Origin of the sequence: Ramlibacter sp. AN1015, from assembly GCF_037726105.1 — a bacterium.
Taxonomy (GTDB): Bacteria; Pseudomonadota; Gammaproteobacteria; order Burkholderiales; family Burkholderiaceae_C; genus Ramlibacter.
This window is the reverse complement of record NZ_JBBJUM010000016.1, coordinates 1-15,149: the sequence shown is the minus strand read 5'-3', so window position 1 is coordinate 15,149 and position 15,149 is coordinate 1. Positions and strand designations below refer to the sequence as shown.

Sequence of the window (15,149 nt, the reverse complement as noted above, 5' to 3'; positions counted from 1 at the left end):
GGCGGCGCCGTCGCGTCGTGGTGCGGGCGTGGGCATGGGCATGGGCGTGGGCATGGGCATGGGCATGGGCATGGGCCGCACCACCGATGCCTGCGGCCGCTGCCCCGGCAGCCCGCCGGTGGGCTGCCGGAGGTGTCCGATGAGTGCACAGGACCTGCCGACCGCGCCCGAGCGCCTCACCCTGCGCGAGGCGTTTCCCTTCTGGCTCAAGCTGGGCTTCATCAGCTTCGGTGGACCGGCGGGGCAGATCGCGGTCATGCACGAAGAACTCGTCGAGCGGCGGCGCTGGATCTCCGAGCGCCGCTTCCTGCATGCGCTGAACTACTGCATGCTGCTGCCCGGCCCGGAAGCGCAGCAGCTCGCCACCTACATCGGCTGGCTGCTGCACCGGACCTGGGGCGGCATCGTGGCTGGCGGCCTGTTCGTGCTGCCTTCGCTGTTCATCCTCATCGCGCTGTCGTGGGTCTACCTCGCGTTCGGGCACGTCGCGGCCGTGGCGGGGCTGTTCTACGGCATCAAGCCCGCCGTGACGGCGCTGGTGGCACACGCCGCGTTCCGCATCGGCTCACGCACCCTCAGGAACCCCTGGCTGTGGGGCATCGCGGCGGCCGCGTTCATCGCCATCTTCGCCTTCAACCTTCCGTTCCCGCTGATCGTCCTCGGGGCCGCCGCGGCGGGGGCGATCGGCGGCCGCTGGGCGCCCGCGAGCTTCCAGTCGGGCGCGGGCCACGCGGGCGCCATCAAGGAGAGCGGCCCTGCGGTCGTCGATGACCACACCCCCACGCCGCCGCATGCGCGGTTCGCCTGGAAGCGGGCCTGCGCGGTGCTGGCGGTATTCGTCGCGCTGTGGGCCGTGGCGCTTGGCGCGCTGACCGCCGCGGCCGGCTGGCACGCGGTGCTCACCCAGATGGGGTGGTTCTTCACCAAGGCCGCGCTCCTGACATTCGGCGGTGCCTACGCCGTGCTGCCCTACGTCTACCAGGGCGCCGTGGACCACCACCAGTGGCTCACCGGGCCGCAGATGATCGACGGCCTGGCACTGGGAGAAACCACGCCCGGTCCGCTGATCATGGTGGTCGCATTCGTCGGCTTCGTCGGCGGCTGGACCAAGGCGATCTTCGGCCCCGATGCGCTGTTCCTCGCCGGTGCCGTCGCCGCGACCGTGGTCACCTTCTTCACCTTCCTGCCGTCCTTCCTCTTCATCCTGCTCGGCGGGCCGCTGATCGAGTCCACCCACGGCAAGCTGAAGTTCACGTCGCCGCTGGTGGGCATCACGGCGGCAGTCGTCGGCGTGATCGTGAACCTGGCGGTGTTTTTCGCCTTCCATGTCCTCTGGCCGCAGGGACTCGCAGGGCGTTTCGACTGGGTGTCCGCCGCCATCGGCATCGCCGCCGCGGCGGCGCTGTTCCGTTTCCAGGCCGGCGTCATCACGGTGGTGCTGGGCAGCGGCCTCGTAGGCCTTGCGCTGCGGCTCACCGGCCTGGCGTGAGTGCACGGACCGTGTGCGGGATCCGCTATCAGGAAACCCGCGTTCGCACCATGAGAGGCCTGCGCACCGCCCCCGATCCGCGTGCGTGCGCTTATCCTGCCGGCATGCAGCAACACGGGCCGCAGGCCTCCGCGGACGCGACTGATCGGCGCACCACGGTCGCGCTGATTGCGCACGACCGGAAGAAGGACGCGATCGTCGCCCTGGCGCACGAGTTTCGTGCGGTGCTGGCGCGCTGCAGCCTGTGTGCCACCGGAACCACTGGCGCCCGGCTGGTCCAAGAGGTCGGGCTGGAAGTCGAGCTGCTGCTGAGCGGCCCGTTGGGCGGTGACCTGCAGATCGGGGCGCGCCTGGCCATGGGCGGCGTGGACCTGGTGGTGTTCCTGCGCGACCCGATGACGCCCCAGCCCCACGAGCCGGACATCAATGCGCTGGTGCGCGCCTGCGACGTGCACGACATCCCCTGCGCCACCAACGCCCGCTCGGCGCGCATGCTGCTGCGCCAGCTCGCCGCACAGCTGGATGGGGCGCACGAGGCGCAGCCCGGCGCGCAGGGCACGTAAGGGCCGGCGCGGGCGCGATACCGTACGCATCGCTCGTGTCGGCGCGGCTGCGCCCGCGACGCGCGCGACGGGCAGCGGTCACCGTGCGGCCGGCAGTTCCAGCGCGACCAGCCGCCACGTTGCGAAGCCGCTGCGCTCGAACACGAATGCCACCTCCTCGTCAGGATGCCGGGGACCAGGTCGCTCCTCGGCCGTCTTCGGTTCGGCAGGCGGTGGTGGCCGTGGCCGCACGAGGACACGGTCGGTTCCGTGACGCTCGATGCGCCACCGCGGGATCGCATCCGGCTCCGAGGGCTGGGCCGACGGCGGCTGCTGCTGTGGTTGTGCCTGGGCCGGCGCGCCGCGCCCGCCGCGGGCTTCCTGCCCCGGCGTCACCACCACCCCGGTGCGCAGCGCGAGCATCACGAACTCCGGCCGGACCATGGCGTCCACGACCGGATTGACCATCGCCAGCCCGAGGGACTGGCCCAGACCGGCGAAAGGGTTGCTGCCCGGCGTGTGCGACATCGACGCCGCCACGCGGGCCGCGAGCTGGGCCTTGAGACTTTCGCGCAGGCGCGGGTAATCGACGCGTGCGTTGAAGCCGGCGTCGTCCTGCTGCTGTGCGGCCTGGGCCATCTGGCGCAGCGTCCACAGGGGAGACCACCACCACACGGCCGCTAGCAGCAGCAGCGCCGCGATGGCGAGCAAGGCGGCCACCGCCGGGGCGCGGCGCCGGCGGTGCGGGGGCTGTGGTGTGGGCGCCATGGAGGCAAAGGGCAATCGGCGTGCCAGAGCGCGATCGGCGTGCCGCGGTTCGCAGCGGTCGCCGGGGCACCGAGGCACCGGACAGGATCGAAGAGATAGCGGCGGGCGCCCTCAGGCGCCCCGGCACGGGCTTACTTGGTGCCGAAGATGCGGTCGCCGGCGTCGCCCAGGCCGGGGCGGATGTAGCCGTGTTCGTCGAGCTCGCGGTCGATGGCGGCGGTGTAGATCGGCACGTCGGGATGGGCGGCCTGCATCGCCGCGAGGCCCTCCGGGCAGGTCAGCAGGCAGACGAACTTGATCGATTTGGGCCGCAGCTCCTTGAGCCGCTCGACCGCCGCGATGGCCGAGTTGCCGGTCGCGAGCATCGGATCGACCACGACCACGTCGCGCTCGTGCATCTCCTGCGGCATCTTGAAGTAGTACTCGACCGCGGTGAGGGTCTTGGGGTCGCGGTACAGGCCGATGTGGCCGACGCGCGCGCCGGGCACGACGCTCAGCATGCCGTCGAGGATGCCGGTGCCGGCCCGCAGGATGGAGACGAACACCAGCTTCTTGCCGTCGATCATGCGCGCCGTGGTTTTCTCCAGCGGCGTCTCCACCTCGACTTCCTGGGTCGGCACGTCGCGGGTGACTTCATAGGTCATCAGCATGGCCAACTCGTTGAGCAGGCGGCGGAAGCTGTTGGTGGACGCCTCCTTCTTGCGCATCAGGGTGAGCTTGTGCTGCACCAGGGGATGGTCGATGAGGTGGACCTTGCTCAAGATGGCGTTTCCTTTTTTTGTGGGGATCACGCGAGTCTAGAAGACCGTGCCGTCGCTCTCGACGCGCAGGGGCGGCAGCCCGCCCCGCAGGCGCTGCGCGAGCTCGCGCCCGGCACTCCAGGTGCCGCCCTCGAGGATGCTGCCCAGGGGCAGGTGGGCGGCATCGGTGTGCATCAGCGCGCGCACCTTTTCGGCGAGCTCGTCCAGCAGGGCGACGGTGAGCGCGCGCCACTCGACGATGACCTCGTCGCCCGGGCGCCAGACCTGCGCCGCCGCGTGGCTGTCGCGCAGCCGCAGCACGCCCGAATCGATCAGCAGGCCGCCGTTGCGGTATTCGGGCAGCGCGGTGAGCCGTTCGGTGCCGCGCACGTTCACGCCCACCCAGGCGAAAGGCTCGAGCAGCGAATAGGTCATCCATTGCGTGAGCTTGTGGAAGGGCACCCAGCCGTCGCTCGCGCCTTCGCCGCGCACGGCCGGATGGCGCCAGCAGTCTCCCAGCGGCACGCCGCCGATCTGGTTGCCGGCGGGCCAGATGTCCGAGAGCGACAGCAGCAGTTGCGACAGGATTTCGTGGGCATCGACGTCGGCCGTGTGCGGGATGTCCGGGCCGACGGGGCCGACGATCACGTCGAAGATGGCGCCCGGGCGGCCGGCTTCGCCGAAGACCTCGCCACGCTCCGACAGGATCTCGCCCAGCCGGCGCAGCAGGACCGCGCGGCCTTCCAGGCCCACCAGCGGGTTCGATTCGCTCACCTGCAGGGCCTCTGCCAGGTCTTCGGTCGCAAGACTGCGCAGCCCCTCGGAATCGACCTGCAGCGGGTGATTGGTGTCGCTCGAGAACAGCCCGGCGATGAATGCGTGGTAGCTGGCGACGGCGAGGCCTTCCGAGCGGGTGAAGGTCTTTCCGGAGGCGGACTCGACCCATTTCCAGTCGGGGCCGGCGCCCGCGTCGAGCAGCACGCTCACGACGGCGAGATCGATCATGGCGTGGGCACGCTGTGGTGCGTTCATGCCTTGCAGGAGGTGGGTGAGTTCGGCCTTGCGGTCGATGCCGCCCGCCTCGAAATGGCGCCAGCGGCTGTGCAGCGGGATGGTGCCGCGGCCGAAGCGTTTGCGCGTGGTGTCCGCCACCAGCCGCGCGGCATCGTCGAGCGCCTCGTCGTGCACCGCGAACCAGCCGCCGCCGCCCCGCGCACGCGCCAGCAGCTGGCCGCAGCGCGCGCGCACGGCGAGCGTGGTGCGCAGCTCGGCGGCCGCCGACTCGCCGTTCGCGCGTTCGTGCACGAAGGTGTCGCTCACTCGAGGCCCCTGCCGCGCGTCTGCTTCAGTCCGACGGCGTCGGGTACGGTGCCGGGCGTGAAGTAGCCGGCCGCCATCTTGGCCATCATCTCCACCTGCGCATCGGCCGGAATGAGGTCCTCGGGGATGTTCACGCGCTCGCCGACCTCGATGCCCGAGCTGGTGATGGCGTCGAACTTCATGTTGCTCATGGACACCAGCCGGTGGATCTTGCGGATGCCCAACCAGTGCAGTACGTCGGGCATGAGCTCCTGGAAGCGCATGTCCTGCACGCCGGCCACGCATTCCGTGCGTGCGAAGTACTGGTCGGCCGTGTCGCCGCCGACCTGGCGCTTGCGCGCGTTGTAGACCAGGAATTTGGTGACTTCGCCCAGCGCGCGGCCCTCCTTGCGGGAATAGGCGACCAGGCCGACGCCGCCGCGCCCGCCAGCTTCGAGCGGCTGCGCCCCGCGGATGCACTCTTCGATGGCATGGGTGAGATAGGGGCGGCAGGTGCAGATGTCGGAGCCGAACACGTCAGAGCCGTTGCACTCGTCGTGCACCCGGGCGGTGAGCTCCACCTCGGGGTTCGCCAGGTCGCGCGGCTCACCGAAGATGTAGATGGTCTGGCCGCCGATGGGAGGCAGGAACACCTCGAGGTCGCTGCGCGTCACCAGCTCGGGGTACATGCCCCCCGTTTCTTCGAACAGCACGCGGCGCAGGTCGGCTTCGGAGCAGCCGAAACGCCGCGCCACGCCGGGCAGCCACCACACCGGTTCGATGGCGGCCTTCGTCACCAGCGCCGCGCCGTTGGCAGTGAGCAGCCGGCCGTCGGGCTTGAGGCGGCCCTTGTGCAGCGCTTCGATGACTTCCGGCAGGATGACGTGCGCCTTGGTGACGGCGATGGTGGGGCGGATGTCCTGGCCCGCGGCGATCTCCTCGGCGAAGGCCGCGGCCACCGTGGCGCCCCAGGGGTCGAGGCTCACGATGCGCTGCGGATCGCTCCACTGCGGGTAGGGGCCGATGGCATCGGTGGGGGCCGTGTTGGTGAGGTCGGCGCGGTGGCTGCGGTCCAGGGCGCCGGCGGCCACGGCCAGGGCGCGGTACACGCTGTAGGAGCCGCTGTGGGTGCCGATGACGTTGCGGTGTCCGCGCTGGATGGTGGTGCCGACCACCGGCCCGCGTTCGGCGGGCGTCGCAGCACCCCAGCGTATGGGGAAGGCTCCCGATCCCCCGCTGTGCGAAGTGAGGCGAATGTGGCGCGGCACGGTGGCGTCGGTGGACATCTCAGGCGCTCGAAGAGGTAAAAAACCAATGTACCGCAGGACGCTCCTGCGCATGGGCCACGGGTCTCGGGGTTTCTCCCCGGCCGTGGGGCCAGCCCCACGGGTGTGCGGGAATGGCAGGGGAGGCTGCGCGCACCGGCCGGCGAGGTGTCGCGGCATCACTACGGTGGTTCGCTGCACGCGTGCAGGCGCAGGGCTCCCGCAGAAGGGTCGTGCCTGGCTGCTGCTGCGTGGATCGGCGCAGTGCGTGGACCGTGCGGCACCCTGACTCGGTATCTGCCGCCACCTTGCGCCGCTCAGGAATGCAGCGCGCGAGGCTCAGCGCTTCCTGCCGCCCAGGAGGCTTCCGAGCACGCCGCGGATGATCTCGCGCCCGACGGTGCTGCCGATGGTGCGCACGGCCGACTTGGCCATCATCTCGGCCAGCCCTTCGCGGCGGCCGCCGCGCGGACCTGTCGAGCCGAACAGCACGTCGCCCAGGCCGCCCATGGAGCCGCCGGTCGCCTGATCGGTCGCGCCCCCGCCCGCCGATGAGCCGGGCGGCGGCGCCTGGTCGGCGCGCGCCCTGAGCTGCTCGTGAGCCGATTCCCGGTCCTGCGTTTTCTCGTACGTGCCCGCGACCAGCGAGGCGCCCAGCAGCGCCTGGCGCTGGGCCGCGGTGATCGGCCCGAGCTGGCTGCCAGGCGGCAGCACATAGGCACGCTCGGTTTCGCTGGGTCGGCCCTTCGCATCGAGCAGGCTGACCAGCGCCTCGCCCACCGCAAGCTCGGTGATGGCGGCCTCCACGTCGAGTCCGGCCTTCGGGCGCATGGTCTGCGCCGTGGCCTTGACGGCTTTTTGGTCGCGCGGCGTGAAGGCGCGCAGGGCGTGCTGCACGCGGTTGCCGAGCTGGGCCAGCACCGTGTCCGGGATGTCCAGCGGGTTTTGCGTCACGAAGTACACGCCGACGCCCTTGGAGCGCACCAGCCGCACCACCAGCTCGATGCGCTCGACCAGCACCTTGGGCGCGTCGGCAAAGAGCAGGTGCGCCTCGTCGAAGAAGAACACCAGCTTGGGCTTTTCCGGGTCGCCGACTTCGGGCAGCAGCTCGAACAGCTCGGACAGCAGCCACAGCAGGAAGGTGGCGTACAGGCGCGGCGAATTCATGAGCTTGTCGGCGGCCAGGACGTTGACCACGCCCTGGCCGTCCACGGTCTGCATGAGATCGTTGATGTCGAGCATGGGCTCGCCGAAGAAGCGGTCGCCGCCCTGCGACTCGATCTGCAGCAGCCCGCGCTGGATCGCCCCGACGCTGGCGGCGCTCACGTTGCCGAACTCGGTGGTGAACTGCTTGGCGTTCTCGCCCACGTACTGCAGCATGGATCGCAGGTCCTTCAGGTCCAGCAGCAGCATGCCCTGGGCGTCGGCGATGCGAAAGACGATCTGCAGCACGCCGACCTGCGTCTCGTTGAGGTTGAGCATGCGGCCCAGCAGCAGCGGGCCCATGTCGGAGACGGTGGCGCGCACCGGGTGGCCCTGCTCGCCGAAGACGTCCCACAAGGTGACGGGGCAGGCGCGTGATTCGGGCGGCTGCAACCCGCGTTCGGCCAGCACCGCGGCCAGCTTGGGCGGTATCTGTCCGGGCTGGCTGATGCCGGTGAGGTCGCCTTTGACGTCGGCCATGAACACCGGCACCCCGATGCGGCTGAAGCCTTCGGCCAGGGTCTGCAGGGTCACCGTCTTGCCCGTACCGGTGGCCCCGGTGATGAGTCCGTGGCGGTTTGCCAGGCCCGGCAGCAGCTGGCATTCGGTGGCGCGGTTGCGGGCGACGAGCAGGGGTTCGGCCATGGTGTGAAAAGTAGAATGCGGACTTCCGCGCAAGCCTAACGCACAACGCGCTCAAGAGAACCAAGGACGATTCCCGTGGCTGGACACAGTAAATGGGCCAACATTCAGCACCGCAAGGGGCGCCAGGACGAGAAGCGGGGCAAGGTCTGGACCCGCGTCATCCGCGAGATCATGGTCGCCGCGCGCCAGGGAGGCGGTGACCTCAGCGCCAATCCGCGACTGCGCCTGGCCGTGGACAAGGCCAAGGCCGCCAACATGCCGGCCGACACCGTCAAGCGCAACATCGACAAGGCCACGGGCAACCTCGAAGGCGTCCAGTACGAGGAAATCCGCTACGAAGGCTACGGCATCGGCGGCGCGGCCATCATCGTCGACACCATGACCGACAACAAGGTGCGCACCGTGGCGGAGGTGCGCCACGTCTTCAGCAAGTACGGCGGCAACATGGGCACCGAAGGCTCGGTCGCCTTCCAGTTCCGCCACGCCGGCCAGCTGATCCTGGCGCCCGGCATCGGCGAGGACCAGGTGATGGAGGTGGCCCTCGAGGCCGGCGCCGACGACGTCGTGGTCGGCGAGGACGGCTCCATCGAGGTGCTCACGGCACCCGCCGAATTCGAAGCCGTGAAGAACGCGATGGAAGCCGCAGGCCTGCAGCCCGCGGTGGCCGAGGTGACGATGCGGCCGGAGAATACGGTCGAGCTGGCGGGCGACGACGCCGCCCGCATGCAGAAGCTGCTCGACGCGCTCGAAGACCTGGACGACGTGCAGGACGTATTCCACAACGCGGATCTGCCCCAATGAAGGTGCTCGTCGTCGGCGGCGGCGGGCGCGAGCACGCGCTGGCCTGGAAGCTGTCCCAGTCCCCGCGCGTGTCCTCGGTGCACGTGGCGCCGGGCAACGGCGGTACCGAGCGCGACCCGCGCTTCGCGAACCTGCCCTTCACCGACATCGCCTGGCTGCGCAAGTGGGCGCTCGAGCAGAAGGTCGCCCTCACCGTGGTGGGGCCCGAGGCGCCGCTCGCCGCCGGCATCGTCGATGAGTTTCGGGCTGCCGGGCTGCGCGTGTTCGGGCCCACCCGGGCAGCGGCGCAGCTGGAGAGTTCGAAGGCCTTCTCCAAGGCTTTCATGCAGCGCCACGGCATTCCCACGGCGGCCTACGAAACCTTCTCCGATCCGGCGGCAGCGCACGCCTACGTCGATCGGCAGGGCGCGCCCATCGTGGTTAAGGCCGACGGCCTGGCCGCCGGCAAGGGCGTGGTGGTCGCCATGACCAGCGCCGAGGCCCACGAAGCCATCGATTTCATGCTGCTGGACAACGGCAACGCGCTCGACGTGACGCACAACGAGGGCGGCGCCCGCGTGGTGATCGAGGAATTCCTGCAGGGCGAGGAGGCCAGCTTCATCGTGCTGTGCGACGGCCGCAACGTCGCGGCGCTGGCCACCAGCCAGGACCACAAGCGCCTGCTCGATGGCGACCAGGGCCCCAACACGGGCGGCATGGGGGCGTACTCGCCCGCGCCGGTGGTCACCCCGGCGGTGCACGCGCGGGCCATGCGCGAAGTCATCCTGCCCACCATCCGCGGCATGGAAAAGGACGGCATCCCCTACACCGGCTTCCTGTACGCCGGGCTCATGATCGACGCGGCCGGCCAGGTGAAGACGCTCGAGTTCAACTGCCGCATGGGGGACCCGGAAACCCAGCCCATCCTGATGCGCCTGAAGACCGATCTCTTCGAGCTGCTGATGGCGGGCACTTCCGGCACGCTCGACCAGGTCGAGCTCGAATGGGACCGCCGCACGGCCCTGGGCGTGGTCATGGCCGCGGCCGGCTATCCGCTCAACCCGCGCAAGGGCGATGCCATCACGGGCATCCCCGACGAGGCCGCGGACGCCATGGTGTTCCATGCGGGAACCAGCCTCAAGGACGGGCAGCTGCTCACCTCCGGCGGGCGGGTGCTGTGCGTCACGACGCTGGCCGACAACGTGCGCCTCGCGCAGCAGCGTGCCTACGAGGTGGTGCACGGCATCAGCTTCGCGGGTGCGCAGTGGCGGCGCGACATCGGCCACCGTGGTGCGCGGGGCTGACGCGGTGGTGGCTTCGTCCGACGTGCGCGCCTGGCTGCTCGGCCTGCAGCAGCGCATCACCACCGCCTGCGCCGAGATCGACGGCAGCGAGTTCCTGTCCGACGCGTGGCGCAAGCCCGCCGGCGAACGCCTGCAAGGGGACGGCCTGACCATGATCCTGGAAGACGGCAGCGTCTTCGAGCGCGCCGGCTGCGGCTTCTCGCAGGTGAGCGGCCCGCAGCTGCCACCCTCGGCGACGCAGCACCGTCCCGAGCTGGCCGGGGCGCCGTTCGATGCCATGGGCGTCTCGCTGGTGTTCCACCCGCGCAATCCCTATGCGCCAACCGTGCACATGAACGTGCGCATGATCGCGGCCACGCCTGCGGGCGGCGAGGCGGTGTGCTGGTTCGGCGGCGGCATGGACCTCACCCCCTATTACGGCTTCGAGGAGGACGCGCGTCACTTCCACTCCGTGTGCCGCGATGCCTTGGCGCCATTTGGCGAAGACAAGTACCCGCGCTTCAAGCGTTGGTGCGACGAGTACTTCAGCCTCAAGCACCGCGGGGAGCAGCGCGGCATCGGCGGCGTCTTCTTCGACGACTTCTCCGAGCTGGGGCCCGAGCGCAGCTTCGCCATGCTGCGGTCGGTCGGCGACGCCTTCCTGCAGGCCTACCTGCCGATCCTGCAGCGCCGCAAGGACATGCCCTATGGCGAGCGCGAGCGTTCGTTCCAGCTGTTTCGGCGCGGCCGGTACGTGGAGTTCAACCTGGTGTGGGACCGCGGCACGCACTTCGGCCTGCAGTCGGGCGGACGCACCGAGTCGATCCTGATGTCCATGCCGCCGCTGGCGAGCTGGGCCTACCGCAGGCAGCCCGAAGCGGGTAGCCCCGAAGCGGCGCTCTACACCGATTTCATCGTGCCCCGGGAGTGGGTATGAGCGCGGCTGCGGCCGCCCCGCGCCGCATCGGCATGTTCGGCGGAGCTTTCGATCCGCCGCACCTCGCGCACGTGGCGCTGGCCCGGGCGGCCGTCGAGCAGCTGGCGCTGGACGAACTGCGTGTCTTTCCCACCGGGCAGGCGTGGCACAAGGCCCGCGCGTTGTCGGCCAACGCCGACCGCCTCGCGATGAGCCGGATCGCTTTCGCCGACGTGCCGCGCACCGTGGTCGATGCCCGCGAACTCGAGCGCAGCGGCCCCACCTACACGGTGGACACGCTGCGCGAGCTGCGCCGCGAGCACCCGCAGGCCGAGCTGCTGCTGGTCATCGGCGCCGACCAGGCCGAATCGCTGCACCTGTGGCACGACAGCGCCGAGATTGCCCGTCTCGCCACCATCGCCATCGCCGAGCGCGCCCGCCCGGCCATGGCGCCGGTCCCGTTCGACGCGTCGCAGGTGCCCGGGGGGCACTGGCGGCCCGTCGAGCTGCCGCCCATGCCCGTCAGCGCCACCGAAATCCGCGCGCGCGTCGCCCGCGCAGAGGGTATCGCCCACCTCGTGCCGGACGGCGTGGCACGCTATATTGACCAAAATCACCTTTACCGAACCACCTGATGAGCCAAGAAACCGCCGCCAAGAAAGACACCCAGCGCCTGCAGCGCGCCATCGTGGAGGGGCTGGAAGACGTCAAGGCGCAGGACATCCAGGTCTTCAATACCGAGCATCTGTCGCCGCTGTTCGAGCGGGTCATCGTCGCCTCGGGAAGCTCCAACCGACAGACGAAGGCGCTGGCCGCCAGCGTGCGCGACGCGGTGCGGGATGCGGGTTTCACCAAGCCGCGTGTGGAAGGCGAGGAGAACGGTGAATGGATCATCGTGGACTGCGGCGCGGCCGTCGCCCACATCATGCAGCCCGCCATCCGCAGCTACTACCACCTCGAGGAGATCTGGGGCGACAAGCCGGTGCGCCTGAAGCTCGGCGCGCCCAAGCCCGCCGCCGCACCAGCCAAGGCCGAAGCCAAACCGGCGCGCGCGGCCGCGGGCACCAGCCTGCGCCGCAGCAGCGCGGTGAAGACGGCCGAGGCTGAAGAAAAGCGTGCCGCCAGGAAGGCGCCTGCCAAGGGGGCGAAGAGCTCTGCCAAGACCGCCGGCAAGGGCGCGACGGCTGCCAGGACGGCGGGCAGAAGCGGTGCGGGCGCCGCGCCGGCGAAAGCGTCCGCCAAGGCGACGAGCAAGTCGCCGACGGCGAAGGCGCCGACTCGGGCTGCATCGTCGGCCGCCTCCAGGAAGGCTGCACCCGCGAAAAAGGCCGCGCCCGCGCGCTCGGCCGCTTCCAGCGCGGCGGGCGCCGCGAAGGAAGCCTCCGCCAAGAAGGCACCCGCCCGCAAGACGCCCGCCGCCAAGAAGTCCGCCGCCAAGAAGTCCGCATGAGGCTGTGCGTGGTGGCCGTCGGCCAGCGCATTCCCGACTGGGCGCAGGTGGCGTGGGACGACTACGCCAAGCGCTTCCCATCCGAGCTGAAGCTGGAGCTGCGCGCCGTCAAGACCGAGCCGCGCGCGTCCAGGACGCTCGAGGCTATCCATGCAGCCGAGCGCGAGCGCATCGAGGCACAGATCCCGAAGGGCGCGCGCGTGGTGGCCCTGGACGAGCGCGGCACCTCGTTGGGGACACAGGCGCTCGCCGGCAAGCTGCGCGAATGGCAGCTGGCCGGCGACGACGTCGCGCTGGTGATCGGCGGCCCGGACGGCTTGCAGCCCGAGTTCCGCCAGCGCGCGCACGAGCGCATCCGCTTGTCCGACCTCACCCTGCCGCATGCCATGGTGCGGGTGCTGCTGGTCGAGCAGTTGTATCGCGCCTGGTCCATCAACGCAGGACACCCCTACCACCGCGAATGACACGGCCCGCCTTCGTCTACCTGGCCTCGCAGAGCCCGCGCAGGCGCCAGCTGCTCGAGCAGATCGGCGTCGCCTACAAGCTGTTGCTGCCCGATCCCGAGGAAGACACCGAAGCGATCGAGGCCGTGCTACCCGGCGAGGGGCCGGCGCACTACGTGTGCCGCGTCACGCGGCTCAAGCTCGCAGCGGCACTGGTGCGGCTGCAGCGGCGGCATTTGCCGGCCGCCCCGGTGCTGTGCTCGGACACGACGGTCGCCCTCGGGCGGCGCATCTACGGCAAGCCGGTCGATGCGCAGGACGCCACGCGCATGCTGGGCGAACTCGCGGGCGCGACGCACCGCGTGCTCACCGCCGTGGTGGTGGGCGGGGCGGCCGGGGAGGGCGCGCGACAGCATGAGGCGCTGAGCATTTCGCGCGTCTGCTTCGAGGCCATGACGCGCCCGCAGATCGACGCCTACGTCGCCACCGGCGAGCCCATGGGCAAGGCCGGTGCCTATGCGATCCAGGGCCGCGCCGCGGTGCACGTGCGCCGCATCGCCGGCAGCTACTCTGGCATCATGGGCCTGCCGATGTACGAGACAGCGCAGGTGCTGCGCGCATCCGGCCTTCTGGAATGAACCCAATGGGCGTGCAGCAGGACATCCTGATCAACTGGTCGCCGCAGGAGACGCGGGTCGCCATCGTCGAGAACGGTGCGGTGCAGGAGCTGCACGTCGAACGCACACTCGAACGCGGCCTGGTCGGCAACATCTACCTGGGCAAGGTGGCGCGGGTGCTGCCGGGCATGCAGTCGGCGTTCATCGACATCGGCCTGGAACGCGCGGCCTTCCTGCACGTTGCCGATGTCTGGCAGCGACAGCCGGACGGCGAGCCGCCCGGCCGCGCGGGGCAGCCGCTGGTGCCCATCGAGCGGCAGGTGTTCGAGGGCCAGGCCTTGCTGGTGCAGGTCATCAAGGACCCCATCGGCACCAAGGGCGCACGCCTGTCCACCCAGATCAGCGTGGCCGGGCGCCTGCTGGTGTTCCTGCCGCAGGACGACCACGTCGGCGTCTCGCAGAAGATTCCGCCCGGGCAACGCGACGCACTGCGCGCGCGTCTGCAGGCGCTGGTGGGGCCCGGTGGCGGGGGCTTCATCCTGCGCACCAATGGCGAGGACGCGAGCGACGCCGAACTGGCCGACGACATCGCCTATCTGCGCAAGACCTGGAACCGCATCCGCGAGGCGGCGCTCACGCAGCCGCCGGGATCGCTGCTGCACCAGGACCTGAGCCTGCTGCAGCGGGTGCTGCGCGACCTGGTGGGCGAGGACACGCTCACCATCCGCATCGATTCGCGCGAGCAGTTCGCCCTGCTGCAGGCCTTCGGCGAGGAGTTCATGCCCAAGGCCGCCGCGCGCCTGGCGCTGTACAAGGGCGAGCGGCCGATCTTCGACCTGTATTCCATCGACGACGAAATCGCCAAGGCACTGGGCCGGCGCGTCGATCTCAAGTCGGGTGGCTACCTCATCGTCGATCAGACCGAGGCCCTCACCACGGTGGACGTCAACACCGGCGGCTACGTCGGCGCGCGCAACTTCGACGAAACGATCTTCAAGACCAATCTCGAAGCCGCGCAGGCCATCGCGCGCCAGCTGCGCCTGCGCAATCTCGGGGGCATCGTCATCGTCGATTTCATCGACATGACGCGCCCCGATCACCGCGACGCCGTGTTGGCCGAGCTGCGCAAGCAGCTCGCGCGCGACCGCGTCAAGACCATGGCGGGCGGTTTCTCTCAGCTGGGCCTGGTGGAGATGACGCGCAAGCGCACCCGCGAATCGCTGGCCCACATGCTGTGCGAACCCTGCCTGAGCTGCCAGGGCTCGGGCCAGGTGCGCACGCCGCGCACGGTGTGCTACGACGTGCTGCGCGAGATCCTGCGCGAGGCGCGCCAGTTCAATCCGCGCGAATACCGCATCGTGGCTTCGCCTCGGGTGGTGGAGCTGTTCCTCGACGAGGAAAGCCAGCACCTCGCGGGGCTGTCCGACTTCATCGGCAAGCCGATTTCGCTGCAGAGTGATAGTGCGATGGGGCCTGAGCAGTACGACGTGGTGCTGCTGTAGGGGGCGATCGGCGGCACGTCTGCGCTGTTGTATGTCGCGTAGGCGCGTAGGCGCGTATGTCGCGTCGGGCGACGGCATCTGTCGTGTGCAGGTTCTGCGGCGATTTTTTTGTATTTGAAGTGAGGAGCCGGGAGTTCGCCCCGGCGGGCGACCTACTTTCTTTGCTTCGCCAAAGAAAGTAGGCAAAGAAAGGCGACCCCGGTGTCC

15 protein-coding genes are annotated in these 15,149 nt (G+C 70.0%); 10 read left to right on the top strand and 5 right to left on the bottom strand.

What is annotated here, in order from left to right; all coding sequences use genetic code 11:
* Nucleotides 1-139 precede the first annotated feature (139 nt).
* Entirely contained in the window at nucleotides 140-1,489 is a 1,350-nt protein-coding gene (gene chrA, locus WG922_RS19515) for a chromate efflux transporter (protein WP_340284684.1), read from the top strand.
* 104 nt (nucleotides 1,490-1,593) lie between these two features.
* Nucleotides 1,594-2,052, top strand: coding sequence for a methylglyoxal synthase (locus tag WG922_RS19510; protein ID WP_340284565.1), 459 nt, complete (start codon nucleotides 1,594-1,596; stop codon nucleotides 2,050-2,052).
* A 78-nt stretch (nucleotides 2,053-2,130) separates the two neighbouring features.
* Here WG922_RS19510 and WG922_RS19505 read toward each other — a convergent pair whose 3' ends face one another.
* From WG922_RS19505 to WG922_RS19485, 5 genes are all read right to left on the bottom strand, one after another.
* Nucleotides 2,131-2,799, bottom strand: coding sequence for a DUF2939 domain-containing protein (locus WG922_RS19505; RefSeq protein ID WP_340284563.1), 669 nt, complete (start codon nucleotides 2,797-2,799; stop codon nucleotides 2,131-2,133).
* A 131-nt stretch (nucleotides 2,800-2,930) separates the two neighbouring features.
* A complete protein-coding gene (gene upp, locus WG922_RS19500; protein WP_340284562.1) occupies nucleotides 2,931-3,560 on the bottom strand; it encodes a uracil phosphoribosyltransferase in 630 nt (209 codons plus the stop codon).
* A gap of 36 nt (nucleotides 3,561-3,596) precedes the next feature.
* Nucleotides 3,597-4,859: a URC4/urg3 family protein gene (locus WG922_RS19495; protein WP_340284561.1), complete on the bottom strand. Its 1,263-nt coding sequence runs from the start codon at nucleotides 4,857-4,859 to the stop codon at nucleotides 3,597-3,599.
* Nucleotides 4,856-6,124: a GTP cyclohydrolase II gene (locus tag WG922_RS19490; protein ID WP_340284559.1), complete on the bottom strand. Its 1,269-nt coding sequence runs from the start codon at nucleotides 6,122-6,124 to the stop codon at nucleotides 4,856-4,858. The genes WG922_RS19495 and WG922_RS19490 overlap by 4 nt, the downstream gene beginning before the upstream one ends.
* Nucleotides 6,125-6,442: 318 nt before the next feature.
* Nucleotides 6,443-7,951 (bottom strand): helicase HerA-like C-terminal domain-containing protein, encoded by a 1,509-nt coding sequence (locus WG922_RS19485; protein WP_340284556.1) that lies wholly within the window; start codon nucleotides 7,949-7,951, stop codon nucleotides 6,443-6,445.
* 75 nt (nucleotides 7,952-8,026) lie between these two features.
* On the opposite strand from WG922_RS19485, the gene WG922_RS19480 reads away from it, so the two are divergent.
* The 8 genes from WG922_RS19480 to rng are packed head-to-tail and all read left to right on the top strand — an operon-like array spanning nucleotide 8,027 to nucleotide 14,942.
* Entirely contained in the window at nucleotides 8,027-8,752 is a 726-nt protein-coding gene (locus tag WG922_RS19480) for a YebC/PmpR family DNA-binding transcriptional regulator (RefSeq protein ID WP_340284554.1), read from the top strand.
* Nucleotides 8,749-10,035: a phosphoribosylamine--glycine ligase gene (purD, locus tag WG922_RS19475; protein ID WP_340284553.1), complete on the top strand. Its 1,287-nt coding sequence runs from the start codon at nucleotides 8,749-8,751 to the stop codon at nucleotides 10,033-10,035. Before WG922_RS19480 ends, purD begins: the two co-directional genes overlap by 4 nt.
* A complete protein-coding gene (gene hemF, locus WG922_RS19470; RefSeq protein ID WP_340284552.1) occupies nucleotides 10,022-10,951 on the top strand; it encodes an oxygen-dependent coproporphyrinogen oxidase in 930 nt (309 codons plus the stop codon). The genes purD and hemF overlap by 14 nt, the downstream gene beginning before the upstream one ends.
* The gene (nadD, locus tag WG922_RS19465; RefSeq protein ID WP_340284550.1) at nucleotides 10,948-11,565 is read left to right on the top strand and encodes a nicotinate-nucleotide adenylyltransferase; all 618 of its coding nucleotides are present in this window, start codon (nucleotides 10,948-10,950) and stop codon (nucleotides 11,563-11,565) included. The genes hemF and nadD overlap by 4 nt, the downstream gene beginning before the upstream one ends.
* Complete coding sequence (gene rsfS / locus WG922_RS19460; RefSeq protein ID WP_340284549.1) at nucleotides 11,565-12,380, top strand: ribosome silencing factor; 816 nt, start codon at nucleotides 11,565-11,567, stop codon at nucleotides 12,378-12,380. The genes nadD and rsfS overlap by 1 nt, the downstream gene beginning before the upstream one ends.
* The gene (gene rlmH, locus WG922_RS19455; protein WP_340284548.1) at nucleotides 12,377-12,844 is read left to right on the top strand and encodes a 23S rRNA (pseudouridine(1915)-N(3))-methyltransferase RlmH; all 468 of its coding nucleotides are present in this window, start codon (nucleotides 12,377-12,379) and stop codon (nucleotides 12,842-12,844) included. Before rsfS ends, rlmH begins: the two co-directional genes overlap by 4 nt.
* A complete protein-coding gene (locus tag WG922_RS19450) occupies nucleotides 12,841-13,461 on the top strand; it encodes a Maf family protein (RefSeq protein WP_340284546.1) in 621 nt (206 codons plus the stop codon). The genes rlmH and WG922_RS19450 overlap by 4 nt, the downstream gene beginning before the upstream one ends.
* Nucleotides 13,462-13,472: 11 nt before the next feature.
* Nucleotides 13,473-14,942: a ribonuclease G gene (gene rng / locus WG922_RS19445; protein ID WP_340284683.1), complete on the top strand. Its 1,470-nt coding sequence runs from the start codon at nucleotides 13,473-13,475 to the stop codon at nucleotides 14,940-14,942.
* Nucleotides 14,943-15,149 lie beyond the last annotated feature (207 nt).